The organism is Micromonospora sp. WMMC264 (assembly GCF_027497275.1).
In the GTDB taxonomy this organism is placed as follows: Bacteria; Actinomycetota; Actinomycetes; order Mycobacteriales; family Micromonosporaceae; genus Micromonospora; species Micromonospora chalcea.
On sequence record NZ_CP114907.1, the window covers coordinates 377,139 to 395,000 of the forward strand.

The window sequence follows — 17,862 nt, forward strand, 5'->3', positions numbered from 1 at the left end:
ACAGCCGTCGTCGATCAAACTCGGTTTGCCCCGGGATGCGCGGGCGGGCGGCATTCGCGCCGCCCGCCCGCGTGCCCGGCCGCGGTTCGCCGCGACACCGGTCGTCTCTCCACCAGGACCGTGCTGGGTTACCCCGCCCCACGGGCTTCATCCGTCGCCCGTTGGGCTGAGCGGCCACCGCCCACCGCCGTGAGCGGCCGTTCAGCGAGCCGGGCCGTGCTTCCGGCGCACCGGACCCGTCCGGCCGTCGTGCCGGCGGTGCGCCGCGGCGCAGCATGACGGTATGGGCGCGTATCGATCAGCGTACGAGCGGAGCATCGCCGACCCGGCCGGTTTCTGGCGGGACGCGGCGGCCGACATCGACTGGGTCATCCCGCCGGAGCACATCCTCGACGAGGAGGCGGCGCCGCTGTACCGCTGGTTCCCCGACGGGGTGCTGAACACCTGTCACAACGCGCTGGACCGGCACGTCACCGCCGGGCGTGGCGACCAGCCCGCGTTGATCCACGACAGCCCGGTGACCGGCACGGTCCGCACGCTCACCTACGCCGAACTGCTCGCCGAGACCGCCCGGTTCGCCGGTGCGCTGCGCCGGCTCGGCGTCGGCCGGGGCGACCGGGTGCTGCTCTACCTGGCGATGGTCCCGGAGGCGGTGATCGCCATGCTGGCCTGCGCCCGGATCGGCGCGGTGCACTCGGTGGTATTCGGCGGCTTCGCCGCGCACGAGCTGGCCGTCCGGATCGACGACGCGCGGCCGAAGGTGGTGGTGGCGACCTCCTGCGGCATCGAGGCCGACCGGGTGGTGCCGTACCACCCGATCCTGGCCGCCGCGCTGGACGAGGCCGGGCACGCGCCGGAGCGCTGCGTGGTGGTGCAGCGCCCGCAGGAACCGGCTCCGCTGGTGCCGGGCCGCGACCTGACCTGGGCCGAGGTGATGGCGGACGCGGAACCGGCGCCGTGCGAGCCGGTGGCCGCCACGGACCCGCTCTACGTCCTCTACACCTCCGGCACCACCGGCCGGCCCAAGGGCGTGGTGCGGGACAACGGCGGGCACGCGGTGGCGTTGCGCTGGTCGATGCGCAACGTCTACGGCATCGAGCCGGGCGAGGTCTTCTGGGCCGCCTCCGACGTTGGCTGGGTGGTCGGCCACTCCTACATCGTGTACGCGCCGCTGCTCACCGGCGCGACCACCGTGCTCTACGAGGGCAAGCCGGTCGGCACCCCCGACGCCGGGGCGTTCTGGCGGGTCGCCGCCGAGCACCGGGTGGCCGCCCTGTTCACCGCGCCCACCGCGATCCGGGCGATCCGCCGCCAGGACCCGGACGGCGCGCACATCGACCGGTACGACCTGAGCGCGCTGCGTACCCTCTTCCTCGCCGGTGAGCGGCTGGACCCGGACACCTGGGCCTGGGCGGGGCAGCGGCTCGGCGTACCCGTGGTCGACAACTGGTGGCAGACGGAGACCGGCTGGCCGGTGGCGGCCAACCCGCGCGGCCTGGAGCCGCTGCCGATCAAGCCGGGGTCGCCGACGGTGCCGGTGCCCGGCTACGACGTGCGCGTGGTCGACGGCGCGGGCCGGGACGTGCCGCCCGGCACGGACGGCTCGATCGTGATCCGGCTGCCGCTGCCGCCCGGCTGCCTGCCCACGCTCTGGGGTGACGACGAGCGGTTCGTCCGCTCCTACCTGTCGACGTTTCCCGGCCACTACCTGACCGGCGACGGCGGCCGGTTCGACGAGGACGGCTACCTGTACGTGATGGGCCGCACCGACGACGTCATAAACGTGGCCGGGCATCGCCTGTCCACCGGCGCGATGGAGGAGGTCCTGGCGACGCACCCGGCGGTGGCCGAGTGCGCGGTGATCGGCGTGGCCGACGCGCTGAAGGGGCAGGTGCCCAGCGGGTACGTGGTGCTCAAGGCCGGCGCCGACGTGGACTCGGACGCGCTCGCCGCCGAACTGGTCGCGCTGGTCCGGCAGCGGATCGGCCCGGTGGCCGCGTTCCGCCGGGTGACAGTGGTGCCGGCGCTGCCCAAGACCCGTTCCGGGAAGATCCTGCGGCGCACCATGCGGGGCCTGGTCGAGGGGCGCGACGAGCCGGTCCCGGCGACCATCGACGACGCGGGCGCGCTCACCGTCTTCCGCGACCTCGGCGCCGCGGACCGGGACGGGCAGGGCTGACGCGGTCCCCGGCCGGGCTCCACCGGCCGGGGACCGCCTGCCCTCAGCGCCGGACCGGGTTGCTCGCCGCGTAGTCGCGGGCGACGCGGACCAGCTCCACCAGGCCGCCGGCGTACTCCTGCGCCTCGCCGTGCGCCTCGTCGAACGGCGGCTGGAAACCGACGCCCTCCCACTGGCCGGTGGCCTCGTTCCACCTGTCGTTGCCGACCTCGAAGTCCCAGGCGAAGATGCCCAGCTCGTAGTAGAGCTGGTCGGCCGAGTTGCCGGCCGCCGAGTAGAGCACGTCGGCGACCGGGCCGGTCTGCGACGGCCAGGTGACGGTGCCGCGCTCGGCCGCGATGGCCCCGACGATGCGCCGGGCGCTGGCCAGGAACAGCGTCGACTCGTCGATCGACGGGCGCGGCAGCGTCACCCGCCCGTCGGCCTTGTACGCCCCGGGCGGCCACATGAAGTAACCGCCGTACGAGTGCACGTTCATCGCGAACTTGATGTTCGGGTGCGCCTTGGCCAGGTCGATCACGTTGCGGCTCTCCGGCTCGGACAGCTCCGCCGTGCCCGCGTAGTTGCCGGCCAGGCAGTTCGTGCTCGCGCCCACGTACCCGTCGAACAGGGATCCGACCGTGTAGTTCCGGTTGACGTCGACGCCCCACATGTTCCGGTACTTCGGGTCCCGCGCTTCACCGGCGCAGTGGTTGACCAGGTTCTTGCGCTGGAAGTTGTAGTCGTGGAACGAGTAGTTCGCGCCGTCCGGGTTCACCGTCGGGATGACGAACACGTCCACCTGCTCCAGCAGCTTGCGGGTCGCCGCGTCGGTGCGGGCGTTGGCGAGCAGCCGCTCGGCGAACTCCAGCGTGACGAGCGGGGTGGCCCACTCGCGGGCGTGCTCCTGCGAGTACGCCAGCACGCCGATCCGGGAGCCGTCACGGTGTTTGCCGATGCGCAGTGCCTGCACCGTCCACGGCCGGGCCGGCACCTCGGTGCCCTGCAACCCGTCGTCGAGGCGTACCGGCCCGGTGACCGGCATCGGCAGCCCGGCCGAGCCCTCCTCCACAGTGGCCCGGAAGCGGGCGCCGCGCGGCGCGTTGATCAGGGCGGCGACGTCGTCGGTGGTGCTCGTCACCTTGCCCGCCCGGTCGGTGGCCAGCGAAATCGTGAGCACCCGGTCCCGGTAGCGCATGCTCAGCGGCCGGCTCGGCCGGCCCGGGTCGACGGTGCGTACCTGCACGCCGTTCATGCCCTGGTCGCCGAAGCGGACCGACTCCACCACCACGGCGGCGGCCGCCGGGTCACCCAGGTAGGCGGCGGCGTTGCGGCGGTAGCCCTGCGTCTTGTTCGGCAGGTCGATCACGTCGACCAGGTCGCGGTACTGGCGGCCGAGCCGGGCGATGCGCGCCTTGATGTCGACCGGCGTCAGGTACGCGTCGATGAAGTCCTTCTGGTAGCCGGCCGGCTGCGGCGGCGGGGAGGCGTTCGGCCAGAGCGACGGCGTGACCGGCCGGCTCGTCCCGCCCAGGCTGGACGTGGCGGTGAACTGCACGGGCCGGCCGGGCGCCGGCTGCGGCAGCGCGTAGTGGTACTGGTATTCGCCCGAGTCCTCGAAGCGGTACAGCGGGAACGAGCCGGTGGCGCCGTCGGCGGTACGCCAGGTGACGGTGATCTCCACGTCGGGGTCGTCGCTGGCGGTGGTGGCGACCTGCGCCTGGACGAACGTCCGCCCGCCGGTGGTCCACCAGTACGCCTGGAGGAACTGGAGCGTGTCGACAGCGGCGGCGCCGCTCGCGCGCAGCCCGGCGCGGGTGCGCTCCTGGGCGGCGCGGCGGCTCTCGGCGATCCGCCGGGTGCCGTCGTCGGCCCGCTGTACGACCTGCAGGGCGGTCGCGCCCTGCCGGGTGAGGTCGGTGAGCTGCCGGCCGGTGAGGACCAGGTCGGCGATCAGCCTGCCGTCCCGGGAGCGGGGACGGTTGGCCAGGTCCGCGCCGCCGGCGACCAGGCGGTCGAGCTGCGCCCGGTCGGCGAGCTGCACGCGGACCAGCGCGGTCTCGGTGGGGGCGAGGGTGAGCGCGGGGGCGGCCGGCGCGGCGGCGCCGGGGCCGGGATGGGACAGGACAGCGGCGATCAGGATGCTGGTGGTGGCGAGTGCGGTCCACCGTCGTCGGACGAACACGGGGCCTCCTGACGAACGTCGATCTCTCTGCCGTTCACACCAGCCGAGGCATCGATCGCTGTCAAGCTCACTTCCGGTCAGCCGGCGAACCGGTACAACCGGAACTCCTTCTCCGCGCCGCACACCAGCATCTCGGTGTTCCACGAGCAGGACTCGCTGCGGATCTGCTTGAGCTGCCCCATCTCGACCGGCTTGCCGTCCACCGCCGTGCCGGCGAGGACCCGGTCGTCCTCGTACGCGCTCGGCGCCTCGGAGAAGATCAGCAGGTTGCCGGCGTCCAGCCGGACCGCGAACCCGTCCCGGTCCCGCAGCACCTTCGCCGTGCCGTCCGGCGCGAACAGCGTCACCGCGTCCGGCGAGCCCTGCACGGCCAGCACGTGCTCACCGACCGGCACCAGCGACTCGGCGCGCGGTGCCGGCCACTGCCGGGTGCCCTCACCCTCGGTCGCCGCCACCACCCGGGTGCCGTCGGCGCCGCCGGCGGGCGTCTCCAGCAGGCACACGCGACGTTCCCCGCAGGTGACCAGATCCTTCACCCGGCCGCCCTGCTCCGGCGCCTCGTACAGCACGCCGGGCGTGCCGAGGCTGCCCAGGTCGTAGGAGAGCAGCCGCAGGCCACGGTCGTCCTCCGCCACGTACAGCCGGTCGTCGCGGGCGGCCATCGGGTCGTCGAGGCCGGCCACGTTGCCCCGGTCCTTGAGGACCTTTCCGCTGCGCAGGTCCAGGACCCGGACCGAGCGGTCCGCGCCGACCTGCACCAGCCGGTCCGCCTTCCCCGCCCACGGGGCGAGCGGCGAGCCCTCGGCGTCACCGGGCCCGTCCAGCGCCGCGCCGGTGCCGACCGGCAGCACCTTCGTACGGGCGTCGCCGTACTCGGTGCGCGGGTTGCGCCGCTCCCACCGCTGCCGGCCGTCGTCCAGCCGCAGCCCGACCAGGCGCTCGCCGGCCCGGTCCACCCGGACCAGCGTGTCGGCCCCGAAGAACAGCGCGTCGTCGCGGCCCACGTCCGTCTGCCAGCGCTGCTCGCCGGAATCGCCGTCGAGCACCGCGAGCACGCGCGGAGTGCCGCTGCCGGTGGCGTCGCCGAGGACGAGCAGCCCGTCGGGCAGCGCCCGGATCCCCGCCCACCGCTGCGTGGCCGCGTCGGTCCGCTTCTCCCAGACCGTCCTGCCGGTGGCCGCCTCGACGGCGGTCACGTGGAGGTGGTCGTCGGGCAGCGAACGGGCCAGGTAGGCGCGCTCCCCGAGCGTCGCGGTGAACATCTGGCCCGGCCGCGTGTCGCCGGCGGCCACCGTCCTCACCAGTTCGGCGGTGTGGAAGTCCAGCGCCGGGTGCCGGTCCCGGAACACCCAGAGCAGCACCGACGCCGCCACGGCGACGACCACGAGACCCGCGCCGAGCGCGAACCACCGGCCGCGCCGGGGCCGGCCGCCGCCGGGCCGGACACCGCCCGGAGCGGGGGAGAAAGGCGCCCCGGGTACGCCGGGACCGGGCCCCGCCGGCGGCCATCCACCGCCGGGCGGCGGCATCCCGGGTACGCCGGGTCCGGCGTGGTGCGCGGCGGGCGCTGCCCCCGGCGGCACGAAACCGGGGGCGCCCGGAGTGCCGTCGTACCTCGGGTGCGGGACCGGACCTCCGGCGAGCGGCGTGCCGTCGTACCTGGTGGCGGGGGTCTGCGGGACGGGCCCGTCGGCGACCAGCGTGCCGTGCGGTCCGGCGGAGGCCGCGTCCGTGCCGCCGAGCGGCGCGGTCGGGTTCGTCCTGGTCGCACCGGCGGGGACCGTGGCGGCGCTCGCCGTGCCGGCGTCGGTCCCGCCCGGCGCGGGCCCTGTCGGTTCGGGCTGCGTGGGCGCGGGCTGGACCGGCGCGGCCGGGCGGCCGGACCGGCGGGGCAGCGGCAGGTCGGTGAGCGCGCCCTCGGCGACCGGCATCTCCGGCTGCTCCAGCACCGTCGGCGCGATGCCCAGCTCGGCGTGCAGCAGCCGGGCCACCAGCGGCACCCGGGTCGACCCGCCGACCAGGAACAGGCCGCTGAGCTGCTCCGGTCGCAGCCCGGCGGCGGCGGTCACCTCCCGGGTCTCCGTCACCGCCCGGGCCAGCAGCGGCGCGGCGAGGCGTTCGAAGTCCTCCCGGGGCAGCGGCACCGCCGCCTCCACCCCCGGTACGGCCACCGGCGCCACCATGGCCCGGGACAGCATCTCCTTCGCGCCGCGCACGTTGTCCCAGAGCTGCTGGCGGTCCCGCCGCTCGGCGGTCGTCGTCGCCTCGGTCAGCCGGGCCCACTCACGCGGGTGGGCCGGGCCGACCAGCTCGCCGAGCCGCCCGAGCAGGGCCGCGTCCAGGTCCAGGCCGCCGAGGTCGGGAATCCCGCCGGTGGCGACCAGCTGGAAGCCGGAGTCGCCCCACGGGTCGGCGCCCTCGTTGCGCAGCACCGCCACGTCGAGCGTGCCGCCGCCGAAGTCGAACACCGCCACCGAACCGCCCACCGGCACCGGCCGGCGCAGCACCTGCGTGAAGTAGCGCGCCGCGGCCACCGGCTCGCGCAGCAGGCGGGTGCCGGGCGCGATCGGCCCGGCCAGCGTGTGCTCGGCCGCGGCCGGCCAGCCGGCGAGTTCCAGCGCGTCGTGCAGCACCTGACGGCGGGCCGGCGTCCAGGCCGCCGGGTGGGTGACCACCGCCGGGGGCAGCATCCCGACCGCCGTCACCGCCGCGTCCGCGACCTCGCGCAGCGTCGCGGCCAGCAGCTCCGCCGGCCGGTACGCCCGCCCACCCAGCTCGACGGTCTCCTCGTCGACCCGGCGCTTCGGGTTCGGCTCGTAGCCGGCCGGGTCGGCCTGTGCCAGGCGCTGCGCGTCCCGCCCGACGTGCAGGTGACCGTCCGCGTCGGCGTACACGCCGGACGGCAGGATCGGATGGCCGTCGACGAGCACCGGCCGGGTCCGCCCGTCCGGCCAGCGCAGCACCGCCACGGTGTTCGAGGTCCCGAGGTCCACGCCGAGGGCGAAACCGTCCTGCTGGCCTGCCATCCGCGGCTACCTCCACCACCCGACGAGGATGTCCGGCCCGCATCGTACGCAGGCCACGCCGCCTCGCCGTTCACCCGGCCCGGGGGAATGGACTGGCCCGTCCGGCCCTGCGCCGCATACCGTCGCCGTCATGAGGGTGATCTCCGTAAACGTGGGCCGACCGCAACCGAACCCGTGGAAGGGCATCGGGGCCACCGGCATCGACAAGCGGCCCGTGGACGGCCGGGTCGCCGTCACCGCCCCCGGACCGAAGGGCACCGGCGATGTCGGGCTGGCCGGCGACCGGGTCTACGACGTGGCCCACCACGGCGGCACCGACCAGGCGGTCTACGCGTACGCGCGGGAGGACCTCGACCACTGGGAGGCCGAGCTGGGCCGCCCGCTCGCCGACGGCAGCTTCGGCGAGAACCTGACCACCAGCGGGCTGGACGTCAACGGCGCGCTGATCGGCGAGCGGTGGCGGATCGGCCCGGACCTGGTGCTGGAGGTCACCTGCCCGCGCATCCCCTGCGGGACGTTCCAGGGGTGGCTGGGCGAACGCGGCTGGATCAAGCGGTTCACCGAGGAGGTACGGCCCGGGGCGTACCTGCGGGTGATCACGCCGGGCAGCGTCGGGACCGGAGACCCGGTCGAGGTCGTGCACCGGCCCGGCCACGACGTGACGGTGGCGCTGGTGTTCCGGGCCACGACGCTGGAGACGGAGCTGCTGCCCCGGCTGCTGGTGGCCGACGCGCTGCCCGAGGAGGACATGGCACGGATCCGCCGCCGCCTGTCCTGACCGGCCGTCAGGGCTGTCCGCGTCCGGTCCGCCGCCTGGCCGCCACCACCAGCCCGGCGACGGCGAGCGCCGCCACCGTCACGCCGCCGACGATCCACCAGGCAGGCGGTCCCGCGGCCCGCGTCCGCTCAGCCGTGGCGACGGACGGCGTGGTGGCCGCCGCCGGGCTCGACAGCTCGCGGATTCCGGCGCACACGCCGGTGGCGCCACCATACGAGTTCACCCGGTACCGGGTGCCGAGGCGGAAGGCGTAGCCGCAGGCGGCCTCGCCGGGCGAGACGCGCAGCGTGAGGCTGTTCCCGACCTGGGCGCCGCCCTTCTCGACGGACTCGACGGTGAGCCGGATCGCCCTGTCGGTCACCTGCGAGACGGTGCCGACGACGGTGCTGTCGGCGTTGGCGTCCTGTTCGGTGGTGGACCCGACGCACGAGCACGCCCACGCGGGTTTCGGGGGTGACATGACGACGACGAGGCCGAGAGCTGCCAGGGCGACGACAAGCAGAGCACGAAGTCTCATGGCCGCTTCGACGTCGTCCGATCCCCGCCGGTTCCGCGCCGCTTGACGTCAACCGGACTTCAGGTCGGACGCTTGCCGACGTGCTGAACTCCGTACTCGACGAGGCGTACGAGCGCGTACGCCACACCGGTCCCGAGCGCGACGGGTGGCTGTCCAACCACGTGCCGATGGCGGCGGAGGCGCTGGTGCGCCACGGCCACGGGCGGGCGGTGCACCGCTGGATCGACGCGTACGCCGACCGGCTGGAGGAACGTCCACGTGGCATCCGGCGTATCGCACCCGCGGAGTGGCGCGACCCGCTCGGCGACCCGGTGCGTAGCGGCGACTGGCTCGACTTCTTCGACCGAGAGCTGGCCGGCGAGCCGTGGCGCGACGTGCTGGCCCGGTGGTGGCCGCGACTGTTGCCGGGCATCGCCGCCGGGGCCACGCACGGTGTCATCCGCGTCGGCCACGCCGTACGCGCCCTGCTCGACGCCGAGACCGGACCGCGGGTCACCGAACTCGGCCACGGGCTCGCCTACTGGGCCGCCCGCTGGCAGCCGCTCGCGCCGCCAGGCGCCGGGCCGTACCCGGTGACCGACGCGCGGTCCGCGCTCGACGCGGTGCCCCGCGTACCCGATCAGCGGTTCGGCATCCGGTCCCGCCTGGCGCAACTGGCCGACCTGACCCGGTGGCCGGCGGTGGCGGCGGCGGTGCCCGGCGACGCGGCCGACGACGCGTCCACCCGGCTCGCCGCGGTCGTCGACGCCGCCGTGCAGCGGCACGGCACCCACGGGTACGCCGCCCCCGTCATGCTCGTGCACGCGGCGACCGCGCCGAACGCCGTGCTGCGGACGCTGCCGGCCCTGCCGCCGGCGCTCTGGCGGCCGAGCCTGGCCGCCGCCTGGGCGGCGACCGCCGCCGTCACCGCCGCCTACGCCCCGGTCGAGGCGCGTGCCCTCCCACCGGCCGCCGGGCCGGAACTCGGCGAGGCCATGGCGCGTGCGCTGGACACCGGGGACGCGCACGCGATCAAATTCATCGACACCCTGAGCGATGCGTACGCCCGCAGCGGTGACCCGGTCCTGCGCGCCGTCGCCGCCCGATCCGTCGAGCAGATCGCCGCCGACTGACCACCAGGAGAGCCGATGACCCCCGACGACGAAGCGTTCCTGCGCCGCGCCGTGGAACTCGCCGACCGGGCCGGCGCGTCCGGCGAGCGGCCGTTCGCGTCGCTGCTGGTCGGCGCGGACGGTGCCGTCCTGATCGAGGACCACAACACGGTGGTCTCCGAACGGGACGTCACCGCGCACCCGGAGCTGAAGCTGGCCCGCTGGGCCGCCCGGCAGCTCGCCCCCGAGGCGGCGGTCGCCACCACCATGTACACCAGCTGCCAGCCCTGCCCGATGTGCACTGTGGCGATCAACGCATCAGGCCTCGGCCGGGTCGTGTACGCGCTGTCCACCGAGCAGTTCGAGCAGGTCAAACCGGCCACCCCGGCGCCGCGCCCGGTGCGGTACGACGGACCGGCGCTGTTCGACGAGGCGCGCCGGCCGATCGAGGACCACTACTAGGCCATCGGCGCCGATCGGGTGGAGATGGCGGCTCGCCGAGCCGGTGTGGCCCATCTGACCGGGGGCTCGCTCCGGCGCTGCTGACCAAGGTCGACGCGACTGAGCTGCTTCACAGCCAGGCGTTCGGAACGGGCACGAGATGGCGGGAGACCCGCCGGCCGTACGGCTGGCCCGTCACCGTCGCCTGAGGACGCGGGCGGGTGGCAGGCACCCCGTACGGTCGGCGGGGTGTTGTTCGAGCCGGTGACCGCGGAGTTCTCGTTCCTCGACGACGGGAACGAGCTGGTCGGCGACTTCGTCCGGCCGCCCTGGCCGGGGCCGTACCCGGCGGTGGTCTTCGTCGAGGGTTCCGGTCCCGGTGGCCGCGACCAGGGGTCGTGGCAGACGAGGCTGGCCGCAGCCGGCTTCGCGAGCCTGGCCTACGACAAGCCCGGTTCCGGAGCGTCAACGGGTGACTGGACCCGTCAGACCATGACCGACCGCGCCGACGAGACCGTGGCAGCGGTCCGGGCCGTGCGGAGCCGCGCGGACGTGCTGTCCGGCGAGGTCGCGCTGATCGGCGGCAGCCAGGGCGGCTGGGTGGCTCACCTCGCGGCGGCCGCTGACGACGGGATCGCGGCGGTGGTGACGGTGTCGGGTCCGGGCGTGAGCGTACGGATCCAGGAGGAGTACCGGCTCCGCCACCAACTCGCGGCGGAGGGCTTCAGCGACACGGACATCCAGCAGGCGCTTCTCCTGCTACGCGACCAGATCCGGCGGGTCCGGTCGGGCGACGACCCGGCACGCGTGCACGCCGCGCAGGCGCACTGGCACGGCGCTTCCTGGTATCCGATGCTCGCCGGGACGACACCCGAGTCCATCGCGTTCATCGCGGGCATCGCGGACTACGACCCCGCCCCGGCACTGGCGGCCCTGCGCTGCCCGCTGCTGGCGATCTTCGGCGCGGACGACCTGCTCGTGCCGGTGGAGGCGAGCGTGCGCGCGATCAGCAGCGCCCTCGACGACGCGGGCCACGCCGACCACACGACTGTGGTCTTCCCCGGCGCCGACCACAGCATCCGCGTCTACACGGGCGACGGACCCGCGCAGGTGAAGGAGGGTCGCTACACCCCTGCCGAGCGGGCGCCGGGCTTCGACGAACTCGTCGTCACCTGGCTGCGGCGCCGCCTGCCGGCGACCGACCTGGGGTACGCGGCGCGCTGATCGCGGCATGGGCGGGTGCTCACGCGGGGAACCACCTCCACTGCCCCTCGGAGACGACCTCGACGGCGCTCAGCCCGACCCAGACGGTGTCCCGCAGCGACGGCATGAGGTCCGCCAGCCCGGACTGCCGCATCCGGTGGACCCAGTGCTCCTCGCCGATGCTCGGTAGTGCTGACAGTTCGAGTACGCCCAGCGGCCTCCTGCGCGTAGCGGTCATGACGCTCTGCCCGGTGTCCGGAGATCGGTGCGCAGGAATGCTGACCGGACGCGGTAACGAAACCCGTCGCTGTCGACCGGGGGCTGCGGATGGTCGCTAGATCCGCCCCACGGAAGCGAAAGGCCCAGGTGCCGCAATCATGCGGTCTGCCTGGGCCTTCGTGGGTGGAGCGGGCGACGGGAATCGAACCCGCACCGTCAGTTTGGAAGACTGAAGCTCTGCCATTGAGCTACGCCCGCGAGCGCCCCACCACAGCAGGGCGCGCCGACAGCGTACCCAATCCGGGTTGGCGCCGCGAAGCGCATACCCCGCGCTCGCCGCGGACCGTCAAGATCCACACCACCTCGGCGAGGTGGTGCCTTCCCGGGCCCTCGGACCCAGCCACTTCCCCGAACTGGCGGCTCGGCGGCGGCGCGGCGGCGGCCCGGCGGCGGCCCGCCGACCGCCGCGCCGCGCCCCGGTCACCCGCGCGGGGGACCGGACGGCATACACTCTTCGTCGCCACGGGGTGTGGCGCAGCTTGGTAGCGCACTCGCTTTGGGAGCGAGGGGCCGTGGGTTCAAATCCCGCCACCCCGACTGTCGTTCGCGACCGGATCGTCCCGGGAACCGCCGGTTTTTTCCGCGCGGTGCCCGGGCCCTGCCGATGCCGTCGGCCGGCTCGCCTACACTCGATGCGCGCAATCACGCCCCAGAATCAACACCCAGATCCGTCAAGGAGTACGCCTGTGAAGAGCACCGTCGAGACTCTGAGCCCGACGCGCGTGCGGCTCGCCATCGAGGTGCCGTTCGTCGAGCTCGAGCCGAGCCTCAAGAAGGCGTACCGGGAGATCGGCCAGCAGGTCCAGGTTCCCGGCTTCCGCCGGGGCAAGGTTCCCAGCGCGGTGATCGACCAGCGGGTGGGCCGGGGGACCGTCCTCAACGAGGCGATCCAGGAGGCCATCCCGCAGAACATCCTCGCCGCGGTCCGGGAGCACGACCTGAAGACGCTGGGCCGTCCCGAGGTCGACATCACGGAGTTCAACGACGGCGACTCGCTCAACTTCACCGCCGAGGTGGACGTCCGGCCGGAGATCACCCTGCCGGACCCGGCCACCATCGAGGTGACCGTCGACGAGATCGAGATCGCCGACAGCGAGATCGACGAGCAGATCAACAGCCTGCGCGAGCGTTTCGCCACGCTGAAGACCGTCGAGCGGGCCGCCCAGGAGGGCGACTTCGTGCAGATCGACCTGAACGCCACGGTCGACGGTGAGGAGGTCCCGGGCGGCTCGGCGAGCAACATCTCGCACGAGGTGGGCAGCAAGCAGCTCCTGCCGGGTCTGGACGAGGCGCTGGTCGGCCTGGCCGCCGGCGACAGCACCACCTTCACCACGCAGCTCGTCGGTGGCGACTACGCCGGCCGCGACGCCGACGTGGCGGTGACCGTCCGCACGGTCAAGGAGAAGGAGCTCCCCGAGCTCAACGACGACTTCGCGCAGATGGCCAGCGAGTTCGACACCATCGACGAGCTGCGCGGCGACCTGCGGGAGCGGATCACCCGGGGCAAGCAGGTCGAGCAGATCTACGCCGCCCGCGACAAGGCCCTGGAGCAGATGGTGGCCGCCGCCGAGGTGCCGGCGCCCGAGGGCGTCGTCAAGGAGGAGGTCGAGAGCCGCAAGGCCGCGATGGTCGACCAGCTCGAGCGCATCGGCGCCTCCCTGGAGGAGTACCTCGCGGCGGAGGAGAAGACCGAGGAGCAGATCGACGCCGAGCTGACCGAGGCGGCGACCGACGGCGTCAAGATCCAGCTCCTGCTGGACACGCTGGCCGACGCCGAGGACGTGCAGGTCTCCGACGACGAGTTCGGTCACGAGATCGTGCACCGGGCGCAGCGCGCCGGCATGGCCCCGCAGCAGTACTACGACCAGCTGGTCCGCTCCGGCGCCGCCGCGGCCGTCTTCGGCGACGTCCGCCGGGGCAAGGCGCTCGCCGCGGTGATGGAGAAGATCAAGATCAAGGACTCGGCGGGCAACGAGGTCTCCCTCGACGCGCTGCGGGCCCAGAACGAGGCCGAGCACGACCACCAGCACTGACCGTCGGGGGTGTCGGCCGCCGTCCCGCGCTGTGCGCCGGGAGGCGGCCGAAACCCTTTCCGGGGTACGCCGTGCGGGTGACTGCGCTGAGAGCGAACAGTGCCCCGACCGGGAGTACGCCTCCCGGCTGAGCGGTTAGTGTCGGGTAGGACGGTACGGAGAGCGAAGGGCTGCCATGACCGACATGCACATCCCCAAGAAGTCGCTCCGGGTGAACGAGGCCCGCGGTGGCGACTCCATTGGCAACCTCGACGACTCGGTCTACAACCGGTTGCTCAAGGAACGGATCATCTTCCTGGGCAGCGAGGTGAACGACCAGGTGGCCAACCGCATCTGCGCGCAGCTCCTGCTGCTCGCCGCGGAGGACCCGGACCGCGACATCTTCCTCTGGATCAACTCGCCGGGTGGCTCGGTCTACTCCGGCATGGCGATCTACGACACCATGCAGTACATCGACAACGACGTCTCGACAGTGGCGATGGGCATGGCGGCCTCCATGGGCCAGCTGCTGCTCTGCGCCGGCACCAAGGGCAAGCGTTACGCCCTGCCGCACGCGCGGATCATGATGCACCAGCCGTCGGGTGGCCTCGGCGGCACCGCGTCGGACATCGCGATCCAGGCCGAGCAGATGCTCTACACCAAGCGGATGTTCCAGGAGCGGGTCGCGTTCCACACCGGCCAGTCCCAGGAGCAGATCGAGGCGGACTCGGACCGCGACCGTTGGTTCACCGCCCAGGAGGCCATGGACTACGGCTTCATCGACAAGGTGATCATCGGAGCCGCGCAGGTTCCGGATGGCGCCGGGACCCTGAGCTGAGCGAGGAGCTGACGATGACCGACCTGAGCCTGCCGCCCCAGTTCGCGGCCGTGCACAACCGCTACGTCCTGCCGTCGTTCGTCGAGCGCACGTCGTACGGGATGAAGGAGTCCAACCCGTACAACAAGCTCTTCGAGGACCGGATCATCTTCCTCGGCGTGCAGGTGGACGACGCGTCGGCCAACGACGTGATGGCCCAGCTGCTGACGCTGGAGGGCACCGACCCGGACCGCGACATCATCATGTACATCAACTCGCCCGGTGGCTCCTTCACCGCCATGACGGCGATCTACGACACCATGCAGTACGTCCGCCCGGACATCCAGACCGTCTGCCTCGGGCAGGCGGCGAGCGCGGCGGCGGTGCTGCTCTCCGCGGGCACCCCGGGTAAGCGGATGGCGCTGCCCAACTCCCGGATCATCATCCACCAGCCGGCCACCGAGGGCGGCTACGGCCAGGGCTCGGACATCGAGATCCAGGCGCGGGAGATCCTGCGGATGCGGACGCAGCTGGAGGACATGCTGTCCCGGCACTGCAACCGCCCGATCGAGCAGGTTCGCAAGGACATCGACCGTGACAAGATCATGACGGCCGAGGAGTCCAAGGAGTACGGGCTGGTCGACACGATCCTGACCAGCCGCAAGAAGGGTCTGCTGGCGTCGCACGCCGCGGGCTGAGCCACGTGTGGTCGGAGGTCGGCCGGGGTATCGTTCCCGGTCGACCTCTGACACACCGGTTTTGGGGGTCGGAGAAAACCCGGCCACCGGGTAACGTCGGGTCTGTACCGCTCCGCCGGTCGGATCGGTGGAGCCGACAGCATGGTGGAACGACAGGACGGACGGGCGCTCCGGCGCTCGCAGGTCAGGGCCGGCGTTCCGGCCGATGAGTGCAGGGAGAACGTAGGTGGCACGGATCGGTGACGGCGGCGACCTACTGAAATGCTCGTTCTGCGGCAAGTCGCAGAAGCAGGTCAAGAAGCTCATCGCGGGCCCTGGCGTCTACATCTGCGACGAGTGCATCGATCTCTGCAACGAGATCATCGAAGAGGAGCTGGCCGAGTCCGGCGAGGTGAAGTGGGAAGAGCTTCCCAAGCCGATGGAGATCTGCCAGTTCCTCGACAACTACGTGGTGGGTCAGGAGCAGGCCAAGAAGGCGCTCGCCGTCGCGGTCTACAACCACTACAAGCGGATCCAGGCCGAGGCCGCCGGCGCCCCGGGCTCCGGCACCGACGGCGTGGAGCTGGCCAAGTCCAACATCCTGCTGCTCGGCCCGACCGGCTGCGGCAAGACCCACCTGGCGCAGACGCTCGCCCGGATGCTCAACGTCCCGTTCGCCATCGCGGACGCCACAGCGCTCACCGAGGCGGGCTACGTCGGCGAGGACGTCGAGAACATCCTGCTGAAGCTGATCCAGGCCGCCGACTACGACATCAAGCGCGCCGAGACGGGCATCATCTACATCGACGAGGTCGACAAGATCGCCCGCAAGTCGGAGAACCCCTCGATCACCCGTGACGTCTCCGGCGAGGGCGTGCAGCAGGCGCTGCTGAAGATGCTCGAAGGCACTGTCGCCAACGTGCCGCCGCAGGGCGGGCGCAAGCACCCGCACCAGGAGTTCATCCAGATCGACACCACCAACGTGCTGTTCATCTGCGGTGGCGCGTTCGCCGGGCTCGACCAGATCATCGAGGCCCGCACCGGCTCCGGCGGCACCGGCTTCGGCGCCCGGCTCCGGTCGGTGTCCGAGCGGTCGACCGACGACATCTTCAGCCAGGTCATGCCGGAGGACATGCTGAAGTTCGGGCTGATCCCCGAGTTCATCGGCCGGCTTCCGGTGATCACCAACGTGCGCAGCCTCGACCGCACCGCGCTGGTGCGGATCCTGACCGAGCCGCGCAACGCGCTGGTCCGGCAGTACCAGCGCCTGTTCGAGCTGGACGGCGTCGAGCTGGAGTTCGAGCAGCCCGCGCTGGAGGCCATCGCCGATCAGGCCATGCTCCGCGGCACCGGCGCCCGCGGCCTGCGGGCGATCATGGAAGAGGTGCTCCTCTCCGTGATGTACGAGGTGCCGAGCAACCCCGACGCCGCCCGGGTGCTGATCACCCGCGAGGTCGTGCTGGAGAACGTCAACCCGACGATCGTGCCCCGCGAGTTCACCGGCCGGCGCCGGCGGGACCGCGAGGAGAAGTCGGCCTGACCGACGTCGCGACCGCGCCCGGGTCAGCTCGGGCGCGGTCCGCGTGAACGGGTCCGCCGGTCCCACTCGCCCGACGGGGTGACCACCACCATCATCAGGCGCACCGGCTCGTCGCCGGCCGTCCGGTAGCCGTGCTCCCGGTCGGCGTGGAACTCGACCGTCTCGCCGGCGCGTACCTCGTGGTCGACGCCGTCGACGGTGACCGTCGCGGTGCCGTCGAGCACGTGCAGGATCTCCCGGGTGCCGTGGGCGTGGTCGGGGGAGCGCAACGTCTCTCCGGGTTCCATCCGCCAGTCCCACAGCTCGACCAGGTCGGGTTCGCCGAGCCCACTGAGCAGACGCGCCAGGCCGCCGTGCGGGCCGCGCCACAGCACCGGCGCGTCATCGGCAGCGCTGACCCGTACCGTGTTCTCCTCGGCCGGCTCCAGCAGCCGGGCGATGCTGACGCCGAACGCGTCGGCGACCCGGCAGAGCGTGCCGATGCTCGGGTTGGTGCGGGCACCCTCGATCTGCACGAGCATGCCCTTGCTGACGCCGGACCGGCCGGCCAGTTCCTCGAAGGACCAGCCGCGGGCGGCTCGCAACTCACGTACCTGCCGGGCGACCGCTGAGGTCACCGCGCCGACCCGTCCGCTTGCGTCGGTCATCACACTGTCCTTCACGGTCACTATTATGGTACGACTGCGATGTGCTCCCCATTGTCCTCGCCGCCGTCTCGGCGCTCGCCTTCGGCACGGCCGACTTCTCCGGCGGCAAGGCGTCCCGATGGGCCGACCCCATCGCTGTCACCGTCGTGTCGCAGATGCTCAGCCTTCCGCTGCTGGTCGTGCTCGTACTCGTCGTGCCCGGCACCCCGAGCGCCCTCGACCTGGGCTGGGGACTGCTGGCCGGGGTGGCGGGCGCGGGCGGCGTCATGCTGCTCTACCGCGCGCTGGCCACCGGCGTCATGGCCGTCGTCGCGCCGGTCACCGCGATCACGGCGGCGATCGTGCCGATCGTCGCCGGCCTGCTCCTCGCCGATTCCCCGGGTGCGGTGGCGCTGGGCGGCGCCGGGCTCGCCGTGGTCGCGATCGCGCTGGTCAGCCTGGGGGAGCGCGGTGCCGCACGCCGCGTCTCCGGCCGCGTCCTGGCCATGGCA

Annotated in this window: 14 protein-coding genes, 2 tRNA genes and 1 pseudogene (1 of these 17 cut by a window edge); 11 read left to right on the forward strand and 6 right to left on the reverse strand. The window is 73.0% G+C overall.

Annotation, left to right across the window (positions count from 1 at the left end; genetic code table 11):
* Positions 1–217: 217 nt before the first annotated feature.
* Positions 218–2,179, forward strand: a pseudogene (locus O7542_RS01790) (propionyl-CoA synthetase); the annotation flags it as partial.
* A 43-nt stretch (positions 2,180–2,222) separates the two neighbouring features.
* On the opposite strand, the gene O7542_RS01795 reads toward O7542_RS01790, so the two are convergent.
* Both O7542_RS01795 and O7542_RS01800 read right to left on the reverse strand, forming a co-directional pair.
* Entirely contained in the window at positions 2,223–4,343 is a 2,121-nt protein-coding gene (locus tag O7542_RS01795; RefSeq protein ID WP_069087307.1) for a M14 family zinc carboxypeptidase, read from the reverse strand.
* Positions 4,344–4,420: 77 nt separating this feature from the next.
* A complete protein-coding gene (locus O7542_RS01800; protein ID WP_069087308.1) occupies positions 4,421–7,369 on the reverse strand; it encodes an Hsp70 family protein in 2,949 nt (982 codons plus the stop codon).
* A gap of 130 nt (positions 7,370–7,499) precedes the next feature.
* Between O7542_RS01800 and O7542_RS01805 the strand changes: the two genes are divergently transcribed.
* Complete coding sequence (locus tag O7542_RS01805) at positions 7,500–8,147, forward strand: MOSC domain-containing protein (protein ID WP_069087309.1); 648 nt, start codon at positions 7,500–7,502, stop codon at positions 8,145–8,147.
* A gap of 7 nt (positions 8,148–8,154) precedes the next feature.
* Here O7542_RS01805 and O7542_RS01810 read toward each other — a convergent pair whose 3' ends face one another.
* Positions 8,155–8,664, reverse strand: coding sequence for a hypothetical protein (locus O7542_RS01810; protein ID WP_069087310.1), 510 nt, complete (start codon positions 8,662–8,664; stop codon positions 8,155–8,157).
* Between the two features lie 80 nt (positions 8,665–8,744).
* Between O7542_RS01810 and O7542_RS01815 the strand changes: the two genes are divergently transcribed.
* The 3 genes from O7542_RS01815 (at position 8,745) to O7542_RS01825 (ending at position 11,420) form a co-directional block, all read left to right on the forward strand.
* Complete coding sequence (locus tag O7542_RS01815; protein WP_069087311.1) at positions 8,745–9,776, forward strand: questin oxidase family protein; 1,032 nt, start codon at positions 8,745–8,747, stop codon at positions 9,774–9,776.
* Between the two features lie 15 nt (positions 9,777–9,791).
* The gene (locus tag O7542_RS01820; RefSeq protein WP_064448632.1) at positions 9,792–10,217 is read left to right on the forward strand and encodes a nucleoside deaminase; all 426 of its coding nucleotides are present in this window, start codon (positions 9,792–9,794) and stop codon (positions 10,215–10,217) included.
* A gap of 228 nt (positions 10,218–10,445) precedes the next feature.
* Positions 10,446–11,420 carry an alpha/beta hydrolase gene (locus O7542_RS01825; protein ID WP_158560021.1) on the forward strand — a complete coding sequence of 325 codons (975 nt, stop codon included), beginning with the start codon at positions 10,446–10,448 and terminating at the stop codon, positions 11,418–11,420.
* A gap of 19 nt (positions 11,421–11,439) precedes the next feature.
* Here O7542_RS01825 and O7542_RS01830 read toward each other — a convergent pair whose 3' ends face one another.
* Both O7542_RS01830 and O7542_RS01835 read right to left on the reverse strand, forming a co-directional pair.
* Positions 11,440–11,637: a hypothetical protein gene (locus O7542_RS01830; RefSeq protein WP_309228046.1), complete on the reverse strand. Its 198-nt coding sequence runs from the start codon at positions 11,635–11,637 to the stop codon at positions 11,440–11,442.
* A 165-nt stretch (positions 11,638–11,802) separates the two neighbouring features.
* A tRNA-Gly gene (locus O7542_RS01835) sits at positions 11,803–11,876 on the reverse strand.
* A gap of 265 nt (positions 11,877–12,141) precedes the next feature.
* Between O7542_RS01835 and O7542_RS01840 the strand changes: the two genes are divergently transcribed.
* From O7542_RS01840 to clpX, 5 genes are all read left to right on the forward strand, one after another.
* Positions 12,142–12,215, forward strand: a tRNA-Pro gene (locus tag O7542_RS01840).
* 149 nt (positions 12,216–12,364) lie between these two features.
* The gene (gene tig, locus O7542_RS01845) at positions 12,365–13,711 is read left to right on the forward strand and encodes a trigger factor (protein WP_043328957.1); all 1,347 of its coding nucleotides are present in this window, start codon (positions 12,365–12,367) and stop codon (positions 13,709–13,711) included.
* A gap of 175 nt (positions 13,712–13,886) precedes the next feature.
* The gene (locus O7542_RS01850) at positions 13,887–14,528 is read left to right on the forward strand and encodes an ATP-dependent Clp protease proteolytic subunit (RefSeq protein ID WP_018786886.1); all 642 of its coding nucleotides are present in this window, start codon (positions 13,887–13,889) and stop codon (positions 14,526–14,528) included.
* 14 nt (positions 14,529–14,542) lie between these two features.
* The gene (locus tag O7542_RS01855) at positions 14,543–15,205 is read left to right on the forward strand and encodes an ATP-dependent Clp protease proteolytic subunit (protein WP_013288034.1); all 663 of its coding nucleotides are present in this window, start codon (positions 14,543–14,545) and stop codon (positions 15,203–15,205) included.
* A gap of 226 nt (positions 15,206–15,431) precedes the next feature.
* On the forward strand, positions 15,432–16,724 hold the full coding sequence (clpX, locus tag O7542_RS01860) for an ATP-dependent Clp protease ATP-binding subunit ClpX (RefSeq protein ID WP_018786885.1): 1,293 nt from the start codon (positions 15,432–15,434) through the stop codon (positions 16,722–16,724).
* Between the two features lie 23 nt (positions 16,725–16,747).
* On the opposite strand, the gene O7542_RS01865 is transcribed toward clpX, so the two are convergent.
* A complete protein-coding gene (locus O7542_RS01865; protein ID WP_281605597.1) occupies positions 16,748–17,371 on the reverse strand; it encodes a helix-turn-helix domain-containing protein in 624 nt (207 codons plus the stop codon).
* 41 nt (positions 17,372–17,412) lie between these two features.
* On the opposite strand from O7542_RS01865, the gene O7542_RS01870 reads away from it, so the two are divergent.
* Positions 17,413–17,862, forward strand: the 5' portion of a protein-coding gene (locus tag O7542_RS01870; RefSeq protein ID WP_281605598.1) for an EamA family transporter. It continues 384 nt past the right edge of the window; the window shows 450 of its 834 coding nt (coding positions 1–450); the start codon lies at positions 17,413–17,415; its stop codon lies beyond the right edge, outside the window.

Bases quoted from the DNA above. Each gene is read 5' to 3' on its own strand.
- O7542_RS01800 (WP_069087308.1), bottom strand. From the start codon at position 7,369: ATGGCAGGCCAGCAGGACGGTTTCGCCCTCGGCGTGGACCTCGGGACC.
- O7542_RS01820 (WP_064448632.1), top strand. From the start codon at position 9,792: ATGACCCCCGACGACGAAGCGTTCCTGCGCCGCGCCGTGGAACTCGCC.
- O7542_RS01850 (WP_018786886.1), top strand. From the start codon at position 13,887: ATGACCGACATGCACATCCCCAAGAAGTCGCTCCGGGTGAACGAGGCC.
- O7542_RS01805 (WP_069087309.1), top strand. From the start codon at position 7,500: ATGAGGGTGATCTCCGTAAACGTGGGCCGACCGCAACCGAACCCGTGG.
- O7542_RS01865 (WP_281605597.1), bottom strand. From the start codon at position 17,371: ATGACCGACGCAAGCGGACGGGTCGGCGCGGTGACCTCAGCGGTCGCC.
- O7542_RS01830 (WP_309228046.1), bottom strand. From the start codon at position 11,637: ATGACCGCTACGCGCAGGAGGCCGCTGGGCGTACTCGAACTGTCAGCA.
- O7542_RS01855 (WP_013288034.1), top strand. From the start codon at position 14,543: ATGACCGACCTGAGCCTGCCGCCCCAGTTCGCGGCCGTGCACAACCGC.
- O7542_RS01810 (WP_069087310.1), bottom strand. From the start codon at position 8,664: ATGAGACTTCGTGCTCTGCTTGTCGTCGCCCTGGCAGCTCTCGGCCTC.